The 11,804-nt window shown below is 70.3% G+C and carries 11 protein-coding genes; 3 read left to right on the top strand and 8 right to left on the bottom strand.

The window, feature by feature from the left end; translation table 11 throughout:
• Nucleotides 1-12 precede the first annotated feature (12 nt).
• The gene (locus OG504_RS46675) at nucleotides 13-1,812 is read left to right on the top strand and encodes an FAD-dependent oxidoreductase (RefSeq protein WP_405995230.1); all 1,800 of its coding nucleotides are present in this window, start codon (nucleotides 13-15) and stop codon (nucleotides 1,810-1,812) included.
• 49 nt (nucleotides 1,813-1,861) lie between these two features.
• On the opposite strand, the gene OG504_RS46680 is transcribed toward OG504_RS46675, so the two are convergent.
• From OG504_RS46680 to OG504_RS46715, 8 genes are all read right to left on the bottom strand, one after another.
• Nucleotides 1,862-2,632, bottom strand: coding sequence for an SDR family NAD(P)-dependent oxidoreductase (locus OG504_RS46680; RefSeq protein ID WP_405995231.1), 771 nt, complete (start codon nucleotides 2,630-2,632; stop codon nucleotides 1,862-1,864).
• A 37-nt stretch (nucleotides 2,633-2,669) separates the two neighbouring features.
• On the bottom strand, nucleotides 2,670-3,650 hold the full coding sequence (locus tag OG504_RS46685) for a LysR family transcriptional regulator (RefSeq protein WP_405995232.1): 981 nt from the start codon (nucleotides 3,648-3,650) through the stop codon (nucleotides 2,670-2,672).
• A 156-nt stretch (nucleotides 3,651-3,806) separates the two neighbouring features.
• Nucleotides 3,807-4,763 (bottom strand): fumarylacetoacetate hydrolase family protein, encoded by a 957-nt coding sequence (locus OG504_RS46690; protein WP_405995233.1) that lies wholly within the window; start codon nucleotides 4,761-4,763, stop codon nucleotides 3,807-3,809.
• Nucleotides 4,764-4,766: 3 nt separating this feature from the next.
• Nucleotides 4,767-6,137 carry an FAD-binding oxidoreductase gene (locus OG504_RS46695; RefSeq protein ID WP_405996598.1) on the bottom strand — a complete coding sequence of 457 codons (1,371 nt, stop codon included), beginning with the start codon at nucleotides 6,135-6,137 and terminating at the stop codon, nucleotides 4,767-4,769.
• A gap of 8 nt (nucleotides 6,138-6,145) precedes the next feature.
• A complete protein-coding gene (locus OG504_RS46700; protein ID WP_405995234.1) occupies nucleotides 6,146-7,123 on the bottom strand; it encodes a cyclase family protein in 978 nt (325 codons plus the stop codon).
• Nucleotides 7,120-8,130, bottom strand: coding sequence for an amidohydrolase family protein (locus tag OG504_RS46705; protein WP_405995235.1), 1,011 nt, complete (start codon nucleotides 8,128-8,130; stop codon nucleotides 7,120-7,122). Before OG504_RS46705 ends, OG504_RS46700 begins: the two co-directional genes overlap by 4 nt.
• Complete coding sequence (locus OG504_RS46710) at nucleotides 8,127-9,251, bottom strand: FAD-dependent monooxygenase (RefSeq protein ID WP_405995236.1); 1,125 nt, start codon at nucleotides 9,249-9,251, stop codon at nucleotides 8,127-8,129. Before OG504_RS46710 ends, OG504_RS46705 begins: the two co-directional genes overlap by 4 nt.
• A gap of 36 nt (nucleotides 9,252-9,287) precedes the next feature.
• Nucleotides 9,288-9,593, bottom strand: a complete 306-nt coding sequence (locus OG504_RS46715; protein ID WP_405995237.1) for an antibiotic biosynthesis monooxygenase family protein — start codon at nucleotides 9,591-9,593, stop codon at nucleotides 9,288-9,290.
• 263 nt (nucleotides 9,594-9,856) lie between these two features.
• Between OG504_RS46715 and OG504_RS46720 the strand changes: the two genes are divergently transcribed.
• On the top strand, nucleotides 9,857-10,822 hold the full coding sequence (locus OG504_RS46720; protein WP_405995238.1) for a fumarylacetoacetate hydrolase family protein: 966 nt from the start codon (nucleotides 9,857-9,859) through the stop codon (nucleotides 10,820-10,822).
• Nucleotides 10,819-11,754 carry a VOC family protein gene (locus tag OG504_RS46725; protein ID WP_405995239.1) on the top strand — a complete coding sequence of 312 codons (936 nt, stop codon included), beginning with the start codon at nucleotides 10,819-10,821 and terminating at the stop codon, nucleotides 11,752-11,754. Before OG504_RS46720 ends, OG504_RS46725 begins: the two co-directional genes overlap by 4 nt.
• Nucleotides 11,755-11,804 lie beyond the last annotated feature (50 nt).

The following is an 11,804-nucleotide window of genomic DNA, read 5'->3' on the forward strand; positions in this document are numbered from 1 at the left end:
GAGCACAGAGCCATGTCCCCCACCACAGACACCGACGTCATCATCTGCGGCACCGGCGCGGCCGGTCTGACCCTCGCCCTCGACCTCGCCCGCCGGAACATCGCCTTCCTGCTGATCGACAAGGCGCCGCACCCGTTCGTCGGTTCGCGCGGCAAGGGCATCCAGCCCCGCAGTCAAGAGGTGTTCGAGGACCTCGGCGTGATCGACCGGATCGTCGCCTCCGGCGGCGAGTATCCCGTCCAGCGCATCTACACGGCCGACGGGCCCATCGACCAGGTCGGCGTGGAGATGTCGGAGCCGACGCCCGAGGAGCCGTACCAAATACCCCTGCTCGTCCCGCAGTTCCTCACCGAGCGCCGGCTGCGCGAACGCCTCGCCGAGCTGGGCCACGCCCCGCACTACGGCCACGAACTCGTCGGCTTCGACCAGGACGGCGACGGCGTGACCGCGCGCATCGCCACCCCGGACGGCGAACAGGCCGTACGCGCACGGTACTTGATCGGTGCCGACGGTGGATCGAGCTTCGTCCGCAAGACGCTCGGGATCGGCTTCCCCGGCAAGACCCTCGGCGTACGGGCGATCGTGGCCGACGTGTACGTGGACGGCGTCTCGACGGACGCCTGGCACCGCTGGGGCGAGGACACCGCCGGGCAGGTCTCGATGTGCCCGCTCTACGGCACCGATATGTTCCAACTCCAGGCACCCGTCCCCTTCGACGTCGACCTGGACCTCTCGGCCGAGGGACTCACCGCCTTCTTCCGCGAGCGCACCGGCCGCGACGACGTCGTGATCCGCTCCGTGTCCTGGGCGTCCGCGTTCCAGATGAACGCCCGGCTGGCCGACACCTACCGGCAGGGGCGCGTGTTCCTGACCGGGGACGCGGCGCACTGCCACCCGCCGACCGGCGGGCAGGGCCTCAACACCAGTGTCCAGGACGCCTACAACCTCGGCTGGAAGCTCGCCGCCGTACTCGACGGCGCACCGGACTCCCTGCTGGAGACGTACGAGCAGGAACGCCGGCCCATCGCCGAAGCCGTCCTCGGTCTGTCCGAGAAGCTGCTCGAAGCGGCCAAGAACCGTGACATCCACCGGGGCCGCGAGGTCAGCCAGCTCGACCTCGGCTACCTGAACTCGCCCCTGTCGCTGCACAGTTCGGCGCGCGACAAGGGCGTACTGGCCGGCGACCGCGCGCCCGACTCGCCCGTCACCGGCACGGGCGGCCTCCCCACCCGCCTGTTCAGCCTGTTCCAAGGGCCGCACTGGACCCTCCTCGGCCACGACGTCGACGAGGCCTCGGCCCCGCCAGCGCGCCCCGGCCTGCACATTCACACCATCGGCACCCGGGGCGACATCGTCGACAGCGGTGACCGCGTCCAGAGTGCCTACGGACTGTCCGCCGAGCAGTGGGTGCTCGTCCGCCCGGACGGATACGTCGCAGCCGTGGTCGACAGCGCCGAACTCCCCGCCGTAGAAGCCTATTTGGACACCGTCGGCGTCCGCCCCCTCGCGGCGACGCGACCCACCGTCACGGAAGCGAGCACCGACATGCCCACAGAGACCTCGTCCGAGAGCACCGCCACTCCCCGCACCCGACGGGAGCACCGGCAGGCCCGAAGCGCCGCCGAGCGGCGGCTCGACACCGCCCAACGCGAGCTCCAGCAGCTCTCGCGCCAGGTCCAGCGCGACCTGCGCAGCGTCCGACGGCACGGCGAGACGACCGCCATCGTCGCCCGCTCGAACTTCGCCGAACTCGCGGTCAAGAGCATCAACCGGCTGACCGCCAACTTCCGCACCGACCGCACCGACCAGTAGGGCCTCGCTCCTCACCCACGACGGTCGGTGCCCCCCAGGACACCGGCCGTCACGTGGCGTCGAGGGCGTTCGTGATCGCCTTCACCCCGCCGTGCGCCGCGTATCCACCGTCGACGGTGATCTCCGCGCCGTTGACGTACGACGCCTCGTCGGACAGCAGATAGACGACCAGTGGCGCCACCTCGTCGACCGTGCCCGCCCGGCCCTGCGGGGTCAGCGACAGGTGGGCCTGGACGAACACCGGGTTCGCGGACGCCATCAACGGGGTCTCGATGTACCCGGGGTGGATCACGTTCGTACGGATGCCGCGCGAACCCAGCTCCAGCGCGGCCACCTTCGACAGGCCGCGCAGCGCCCACTTGCTGGCCGTGTACGCGACCGCGTGGTGCGCGGTGAGGCCCGCGACCGAACCGACGTTCACGATGGACGAACCGGCCGGCATCAGCGGGGTGAGCGCCTGGATGCCGAGCAGTGCGCCCGTGGTGTTGACCGCGAACGCCCGGTTCCAGTCGGCGAGTTCGACCGAACCGAGGCGGGCGCGCACGGCGATGCCCGCGTTGTTGACCAGGCCGTGCACTTCCGTGAGGGAAGCCGCGAGGTCCGCCCAGTCGTCCTCGGACGACACGTCCAGGTGCCGATAGGTCACGTCCAGGCCGTCGCCCCGAAGCGACACGGCGAGCTTCTCGCCCGCCTCGTCCAGGACGTCCGTAGCGATCACCGTCGCGCCCTCCCGGGCCGCGGCCGCGACCTCGGCGGCTCCCTGGCCCTGCGCGGCCCCGGTGACGACGACGGTACGACCGGCCAGACGCGTGCGGCTCACGGTTCCTCCAGGGGGTGCGGGCTGTCTCCCGTCCACGCTAGGAAGCCGGGGTCAGCTCCGGAAACGCACGATCGGCATGGGTGGCATCCGCGCCGACGATCTCCCGGACCACCGGGTCGTCCAGCGACGAGGCCACCTCGCGGACCGTCTCCCGCAGCCAGCGGTGCGCCGGGTCCGCGTGCCGGTTGTGGTGCCAGTACATGGCCTCCACCAGCGGTACGTCCGGGAAGGGCGTCGGTACGACGGCACAGCGCGCGAAGCCCTCGTAGCGCCGGGCGAGCCGCTCGGGGACCACGGCGACCAGGTCGGTGCCGCCCACCAGGAACGGCAGCACGTTGAAGCCGGGCGTGCTGACCTGCACCCGGGGTGTGATGCCGAGAGTCTCCAACTGCCGGTCGGCAGGCGTGAGTTTGCCGATGAGGCACGCCGCATGCGGCATCTCCGCGAGATCGCGCAGCGAGAGCCGCCCGTCCACCAGCCGCGGGTTGTCCGGGTCGACGATGCACACGAACCGGTCGTGCATCACGGTCTCGCTGACACCCGGCAGCTGATAGCCGAGCGGCACGATCATCAGGTCGTGGCAGCGCAGATGGGTCTCCGTCTCCAACTGCCCGATGACGATGGGGTGGAAGTCGATCCGGATGCCCGGGGCCTCCTGCGCGAGGGCCCGCAGCAGCGGTTCCATGAACACGGTCATGACGTAGTCGGACATCACGACCGAGAACCGCTGCCGGCTGCGCGAGGGGTCGAAGTGCCTGGTCAGCGACAGCGCTTCCTCCGCCTTGTGCAGGGAGGACTGGACGACCGGAAGCAGCCGCTCCGCGAGCGGCGTCAGTTCGTACTCGCGGCCAACCCGCACCAGCAGCTCGTCGTTGAAGTGCCGCCGCAACCGGGCCAGAGAGCCGCTCATCGCGGACTGGCTGGTGGACAGCCGCACCCCCGCGTGGGTGACGTTCTTCTCCTCCAGGAGGGCTTCCAGAGCCACCAGAAGATTCAGGTCGATTGCTCCCAGACCCATGCGTGTGTCCTTCCGGCCGCGTCGTTGAAGCTCGGTGGAACCGGAGCGTAACGAGCGGTTTCCCACCGAGGAAGGGGCCGGGGGAGAAGTCACAGGGATCCGATAGCTGCCATCGGATCCCCGGATGTGCGCAGGTCGGAAGCTCTTCTGACGTTTCTACGGCCGGGGGGTCCGGCCGCGCTTGCGGGCGCGCGGCAGGTACACGTCCGTACGGCCGGGCACGACATGGTTGGAGAGGGTGCCGAGGCGCTCCACGGCGAGCGTCACCTCGTCCCCGGGCCGGAGCGGCGGCGGGGTGCGCTCGCCGACCCGGCCCCAGAACTCGGCGAGCGCGCCCCAGCCGCAGGTGCCCGAGCCGAGGATGTCCCCGGGGCGCACCCACGCGTCCCGGGAGGCGTAGGCGATCATCTCCTCGAAGGTCCACGACACGTTGGCGAGGGTGTCGCGGCCGATCAGCTCCCCGTTGAGGGTGACGGTCATCTCCAGGTCCAGGAAGCCGTCCGGGTCGCGCCGGTCCTCGACCTCGTCGGCGGTCACCAGGCAGGGGCCGAGCGTGTTGGCGAAGTCCTTGCCCTTGGAGAAGCCGAGCCCGAGGTTCTTCTCCGGCTTCTGCAGATCGCGCGCCGACCAGTCGTTGAAGACCAGGTAGCCGACGATGTGCTCGCGTGCCCGCTCCGGCGTGAGATCACGTCCGGCGCGCCCGATGACCACCCCGACCTCCAACTCGAAGTCGAGCACCGAACAGCCCGCCGGGACCGGCACGTTGTCGTGGGCACCGTATGCCGCATGGGGGTTGGTGAAGTAGAAGTTGGGCGCCCGATACCACTCCTCGGGCACGTGCTCCAGCCCGTCCAGGGACTTCGAGACCCCCTCGATGTGCGCCTCGAACCCGACGAAGTCCCGGATGGACGGCGGCTTGAGGGGAGGCAGCAGTCGGACCTGATCAACCGTCAAGTCGCTTGGTGTGCGCAGGGCTTCGGTACCGGCTGCGTGGAGTACGTCCTGTTCCAGGAGGGTCAGTACGGTGATGCCCTCGGGCAGCGGATGAATCGTCCCGTCGCGGACGACTCCGGCGCGCTCCACGCCCTTGTACTCGTATGTCGCGAAACGCATCGCTCACTGCTCCCAGTGGTTGGTGTTGGTGACGGTGCCCGTGCTGAGGTAGCCGGCGAAGAGGCTCTTGGGGTCGTAGGCGGCCCGGATCTCCCGCAGTCGGCGCCACTGTTCGTCACCCATGAACCTCAACTGCCGCACGGTGAAGTCCGAGTCGCCTAGGTACTGGCCGGCTGTCACCGGCTCCATGTCCGCCATCGCCCCGTCCAGCCAGGCGCGCAACTCCTCGTCCCGCGAGGGGTCGTCGTGGATGACGTACGTGGCGCAGTAGATATCCGACTGCAACGAGAAGGCCATGTCAGGGAGTTGGCGCAACGGGGCCATGGAGAACCAGATGGTGAACGTCTGCCGGGTGGGCTGCTCGGTGAATGCCTTGCGGATCGCCGGGACGACCTCGTCGGCGGGGCCGGTCAGCCAGGCGTTGTCGACCAGATAGCGGTGGCCCTCCGGGTTGGCGAGGCGCTGTCCCGCCAACTGTTCGGCCAGCGTTGTCTGTTGAGCCTCCACGCGGAACAACGCCCGGTCCGCGTACGGGTTGGCGTGCAGCGGAGCCAGCGCCTCGGCGGCCTGTTCGGCGGTGTCGGTCATCGACACGCCCGTGACGAGCAGCACCGGTTCGTCCAGGTCGGGCGGTGTCTGGGTGAGCGCGACGATCTCGACCAGGTCCGAGACCGTGTGGTGCATGCCGTGCAGCCAGGTCATGACCTCGTCGAACAGGCCGAGCGGGTAGGCGTGCACGGTGTGGCCCAGGTACTGCGGCAGCGGGCGCGTGCGCAGATGGAAGCGGGTGACGATACCGAAGAAGCCGGGGCCTGCGCCACGCGCCGCCCAGAACAGATCGCTGTGGCGGGTCTCGTCGGCGCGCACCGACTCGCCCTCGGCGGTGACGACATCGATCGCCACGATGTTCTCCGCCGCCCAGCCCCAACCGCGCGCGTTCCAGCCCTGGCCGCCCTGGAGGAGGAAGCCGCCGATGCCTACGGAGGGACAGTGCCCGCCGTTGAAGAAGCGCCCGAACTCGCTTAGATACGGGTTGAGTTCGTCGCCGCCTTTGACGCTGGGGGTCGCTGTCACGATCTCGGTCCCCGGGTCGTACGCCATCTCGCGGAAGCCCCCGAGGTCGATCAGCAGCGCGTCCTGACGCACCGACCAGGCGGCCCAACTGTGCCCGCCGGAACGGACGGCGACCTGCCAGCCCCGCTCCAGGGCGAGCCGTACCCCTTCGACGACGTCCTGCTCCGACTCTGCCATCAGCACGGCGGCCGGTGAACGGTCCGTCGGGCGGCGGGAGTTGAAGACCCGCCCGAAGCACGCCGTCTCGAAGTCCTCGTCGTCGGGGAGGTGGAGGGTGCCGGAGAAGCGGTTCAGGTTCACGGGGGTGCTCACTTGATCGCGATCGGATTGACGGGGGCACCCACCGCGCCCGTCACCGGAAGCGGTGCGGCGACCAGCAGGAACTCGAAGACACCGTCGGCCGCGCAGTCCTCGGCCAGTGCCTCCAGGTCCCACATCTCGCCCAGCGGGAGGCCCATGTTCGGGATCGCTATCTGGTGCAGCGGGGACATCGCGGGCTGGGGAAACTCGTAGGGCCGTACCTCAAGTCCCCATGTGTCGGAGGCGATCGCCGCGATCTCCGTGCGGTGCAGCCAGCCGAGGGTGGTGAAGGAGAGGCCGGGCGCGTCACCGGCGGCGTAACCGCCCCACGCGCCGAGCCGCCGTACGCGGCCGAGTTGGCCGGTGCGGATCAGAACCAGGTCGCCGCGCCGTACGGAACTGGTGGCGCCCTGCGCCTCGATCGTGGCCCGCAGATGTTCCTCCAAGATGGGGAATCCGTCCGGGAGTTCACCGTGCTCGTCGCCGACCGCACGGCCCACGTCCAGGAGGACCCCACGGCTGGTGAAGGCCTCCTTCATGTGCTCGATGCCGGTGACCGAGTCGCCGTCGCCGTTGACGATGGTGCACGGACGGCCGTTCCACGCCTGCTTGTTGTCGTAGATGTGGCCCAGGCCGTCCCACTGCGTCGAGGCCTGCAAGGGCATCAGGACGTGGTCGTCGGCGCCGCCGAAGCCGTGCGGGAAACCCTGGGTGCCGGCCGCCGCGTCGGAGCCGGTGTCCCGCATGTAGTGGACCGGGTTGATACGGCCGCGGAAACCGCGCTGCGGGCCCGACTCGTTGAACTCCTGGGCGAGCGAGAAGGACCGCCCGCGTCGGACCAGGCCGACCGCGTGGGCGCGGATCGCGTCGTCGATGAAGTTGAGCGTGCCGAGCACGTCGTCCTCGCCCCAGCGGCCCCAATTGCGGTAGGCGGAACGGGCCTTGGCGAGTTCTTCCTCGATCGGGCCGAGGGCGGCGGTGGTCATCGGGTACGTCCTTTCAGGAGCAGTTCGAGGGCGTTGTCCCCGGCGACGGCGGCCCGGTCGGCCGGGGTGAGCCCGGCCGCGTCCAGACGGGCCACCGGGTCGTCGACGCCCATGTCGAAGGGGTGGTCGGTGCCGAGGACGACCCGGTCCGCGCCCACCGCCTCGACGAGATGACGCAGCGCGCCCGGGGTGTAGACCAGCGCGTCGAACCACATCCGCCGCAGGTACGCGCTCGGCGGCTCCACGCAACCGCGCGCGTCCTCCCGTACCTGCCAGGCGTGGTCGGAGCGGCCGATGTACGTCGGCAGATAACCGCCGCCGTGCGCGGCCACCAGCTTCAGGCGCGGGAAGCGGTCGAGGACGCCGGTGAAGATGAGGTGCGACAGCGCGACCGTCGTCTCCACGGGCTGACCGACGGTGTTTCCCAGGTAGTTGGTGGCCAGGCGCTCGCCGAGGGAGCAGCCCCAGGGGTGCACGAAGACGATCGCGCCCAGCTCCTCGGCCCGTTGCCACACCACGTCGTGCGTGGGGTCGGCGAGTTCGCGGCCGTCGACCGTCGTGGAGACGCTGATGCCGTACAGGCCATGGTCGTTGACGGCTTGGTCCAGCAACGCGACCGCCAGGTCCGGGTGTTGGAGCGGGACGGTGCCCAGGCCGTACAGGCGGTCGGGTGCGGTGGCGCAGTGCGCGGCCACGGTCGAGTTGACCGTGCGGGCGAGGTGGATCGCGAGGTCCGGGTCCGCCCAGTAGTGGTGCATCGGCATCGGGCCGACCACCTGGATGTCGACGCCCATCGCGTCGAGGTCCGCGAGGCGGATGGTGACGTCCGTCAACTGTTGCGCTAGGCGCTGGAGTTGGGCGCGGTTGGTGGTCAGGGAGGCGGGGGAGTGGGCGCGCTGCTCGGCGGCGAGTTCCGCGGCGAGACCCGGGGTGCCCGCGACCAGGGCGTCGGCCGCGGGGACGGCGAGGTGGCCGTGGAAGTCGACCACGGGCGAAGCGCTGTTCACGCCGCCGCCGTCAGGTTGCCCAGGGTCTCCGACATGATCCGGGCCGGGTCGGCGCCGGGGGTGTCCGGGTGGATCTCCCAGTCCGCGAGCTGGAGGGAGTTCTGCAGGACCATCCGGACGCGGGGCAGTCGCCGGGCCATGAAGTGGTCCAGGGCCTTCTCGGTCGGTTCGTCGCCCGTCACCAACTCCGCGAGCAGCACGGCGTCTTCCATGCACATCGCGGCGCCCTGTGCGATCAGCGGCGGGCAGGCGTGCGCGGCGTCGCCGATGACCATGGCGCGGCCCCGGTGCCAGGGTTCGTCGACGAGGATCGCCTCGATCCAGCGGTAGTCGACCGCCGTGTCGTCGGGCAGCGAGGCGAGGATCCTGCCCCAGGTGCCGCCGTATCCGGCGCCGCGTTCACGCAGCAGGGCGAGGGGTGCGCGGGGTCCGATCAGGGTGGTGTCGAGGTTCTCGTCGAGGAGGTAGGCGTAGCACTGGTCGGGGGAGATCGGGCTGTAGCCGGCCTTGAAGCGGGGGCCGCCGTAGTACACCTCGGCGCAGTCCATCTCGGCGGGGCGCTCCGCGACGACTCGGAAGATCGACATGCCGACGGGACGCGGCTTGGCGTCGATGCCGATCAGTTCGCGCATCGCCGAGTTGATGCCGTCGGCGCCCACGACGAGGTCGTAGCGGCCGGTCGAACCGTCCGTGAAAACCACGTCCACCTGGTCCGGCGACCGGTCGAGCCGGTCCACGGTCAGCCCGAGGCGGACCCGCACCCCGTGCGCACGCACCGCGTCGCACAGCGCGTCCTGCAGATCCGAGCGCAACGCCCCTGCTGTGGACGGCAGTTCGGGCCCGCCGGTGTGCGGGGTGTCCAACTCGGTGAGCAGCCCGCCGTCGGCGCGGCGCAGCCGCATGATGTCGAACGGCACCGCCCGGGTCAGCACCCGGTCCAGCACACCCACGGAACGCAGTGCCTTGAGCGCGTTGCCCTGAAGGGTGATGCCATGGCCCACACCGAACCACTGCGGAGAGATCTCGGCGAGCTCGACCTCGGCGCCGCGCTGGGCGAGCGCGAGACACAGCATGCTTCCGGTGATGCCGCCGCCGACGACGAGCACCTTTTGTACGGGCATGGGCGATCCTTGCGAACGTAGACAGAAGAGTGGGGGTCAGCCCGAGAAGCGGGCGCCGAGTTCGTGGAAGTGCTCGACGGCCGGCGGCTCGGCGAAGAACGGCCCGACCAGCGCCCGCCAGCGCCCGAAGGCCTCGGACTCCCGGAATCCGACCGTGTGCGCCTCCACCGACTCCCAGCCGACCAGCAGGAGGAAGGTCGTCGGGCGCTCCGCACCGCGCAGCAGCTCGGCCCAGCGGAAGCCGTCGGCCTCGGCGAGCACCTCGCGGGCCTTGCCGAACACCTCCGCGAACTCCCGCTCACGACCTGCCTCGACGGTCAGCTCGGCATGCTCGACGACCACGGTGCGCTCCTCGGGTGGTGGGGTGCTCCGAGCCTGCGTGGCGCCCGACGCGGGGGTCAACGGATCGAGGCATCGGCAAGGGGGACGTCATGCATCCCGTACGGCGATGGACCAGCAGTTCAGCCGTCCGGCGGGCCGCCGGTGGACGAGCGGTCGCGTGCCCGCCGGGCCGGTGATGGCAGGCATCGCGGATCGCCATTTCCGCCGCGCCCCGAGGCTCCCTAGCGTCGACGGCGAGCCCCCACCCGTACGAGGAGAGCGCCGTGCCCGATCAACTGCCCACCCACGCCGGACCGTTCGCGCTCGGCACGTTCGCCTCCGGTGCGGCGGACTTCCCCGGCCTGGTCACCGGCGACCGCGTGCGCGACCTCTCCGACCTCGTGCCGTCGATCCGCGCGCTCGTCGAGGAGTGGGACAGCCGGCTGCCCCGGCTCGACGGCCTGGCCCGGTCCACCGAGGGGACCTGGCACGAGCTGGCCGCGCTGCGCGTCCTGACGCCGATCGAACCCGGCCAGATCCTGCAGAGCGGCGCCAACTACCGCAAGCACGTGGTCGATCTGGTCGCCGCAGAGAAGGAGAGCGTGCACGGCGCCACCCCCGAAGAGGCCCGCGCCGACGCCGAGTTGATGATGGACGAGCGCGCTCGCAACGGAGTGCCGTACGTCTTCCTCGGCTCCCCGCGCGCCCTCTCCGGTCCCTACGACGACATCGTGCTCCCCGCGCTCGGCGAACAGCACGACTGGGAACTCGAACTCGCCCTGGTCATCGGCAAGTCGGGCAAGAACATCGCGGCCGAGGACGCGATGGAGTACGTCGCCGGGTACACGATCAGCAACGACCTCACCACCCGAGACCGCCTCTACCGGCCCGACCTCAAGGCCATCGGCACCGACTGGTTCACCGCCAAGAACGCCGACACCTTCCTGCCGACCGGGCCCTTCCTCGTACCGGCCGCCTTCGTCGGAGACCCCGGCGACCTGCGGATCACCCTGCGCCACAACGGAGTTGTCCGCCAGGACGAGTCGACGAAGGACATGATCTTCGACATCCCACGGCTCATCGCGTACATCTCCACGACCACCACCCTGCGCCCCGGCGACCTGCTGCTCACCGGTTCCCCGGCCGGCAACGGCGCGCACTGGGGCGTCTTCCTGAAGCCCGGCGACGTCGTCGAGTCCGAGATCACCGGCCTGGGCCACCAGCGCAACACCGTCAGGAGCCACGCATGAGCTTCCAGCCCATCACCCATCTGCGCCATGTCGACCTGGCCGTACCGGACTTCGCCCGCCAGCGCGCCTTCTACGGCACGACGTGGGGCCTGACCGAGGTCGCAGGCGACAGCGGTGTCGCCTTCTTCGCCGCCGAGGGCAGCCCCGAGCAGTACATCGTTCGTATCCGCGAGGACGAACGGAAGCGGATGGACCTCGTTGCCTTCGGCGCTGCATCACCGGCCGCCGTCGACGAGTTGCACGGGCGGCTGGGGCGGGCCGGCATCCAACTCCTCGGTGAGCCCGGTGCGTTGGACACCCCGGGCGGTGGCTACGGCTTCCGGTTCTTCGACCCGGACGGGCGGGTCGTCGAGGTGTCGGCGGACGTCGCCACCCGCGCCCACCGCAAGATCGAGGAGCGCGAGGCGATCCCGGTCCGGCTCTCGCACTGCGTGGTCAACTCCCAGGATCCGGAAGGGCTGAGGGACTTCTACGTTCAGCACCTCGGGTTCCGGCTCACGGACACCCTGTACTCCACGCACATGGGCGACCTCATGTACTTCCTGCGGTGCAGCCCGCTCCACCACTCCTTCGCGATCGCCCGCGGCCCCCATGTCTCCCTGCACCACGCCTCGTTCGAGATGCGCGGGGTCGAGGAGTACATGCGCGGCACCGGGCGGGCGCTGCGCGCCGGGACCCGGCTGACCTGGGGGCCCGGACGGCATCTCGCCGGCGACAACACCTTCTCGTACTTCCACGACCCGCACGGCAACACCGTCGAGTACACGACCGAACTCGCCGTCCTCGAAGAGGACGTGTGGCACCCGGGTCGCCATGACGTCGACGACCCGGTCACCCAGGACCAGTGGGGCACCGCCGACCCGATGAGCGAGTCGGTCGCCAAGGAGCAGTTCAACGACCCCGACGTGCTCTTCGAAGCGCCGCCCGTCTGACGCGCCCGTCTCTCCTGTGTGGCACCCCCCTGTCGCGAACCACCCGCAGA

It is taken from the genome of Streptomyces sp. NBC_00986 (assembly GCF_045162565.1).
GTDB lineage: Bacteria > Actinomycetota > Actinomycetes > Streptomycetales > Streptomycetaceae > Streptomyces.

Bases quoted from the DNA above. Each gene is read 5' to 3' on its own strand.
- OG504_RS46675 (WP_405995230.1), top strand. From the start codon at position 13: ATGTCCCCCACCACAGACACCGACGTCATCATCTGCGGCACCGGCGCG.
- OG504_RS46685 (WP_405995232.1), bottom strand. From the start codon at position 3,650: ATGGGTCTGGGAGCAATCGACCTGAATCTTCTGGTGGCTCTGGAAGCC.
- OG504_RS46690 (WP_405995233.1), bottom strand. From the start codon at position 4,763: ATGCGTTTCGCGACATACGAGTACAAGGGCGTGGAGCGCGCCGGAGTC.
- OG504_RS46700 (WP_405995234.1), bottom strand. From the start codon at position 7,123: ATGACCACCGCCGCCCTCGGCCCGATCGAGGAAGAACTCGCCAAGGCC.
- OG504_RS46710 (WP_405995236.1), bottom strand. From the start codon at position 9,251: ATGCCCGTACAAAAGGTGCTCGTCGTCGGCGGCGGCATCACCGGAAGC.
- OG504_RS46725 (WP_405995239.1), top strand. From the start codon at position 10,819: ATGAGCTTCCAGCCCATCACCCATCTGCGCCATGTCGACCTGGCCGTA.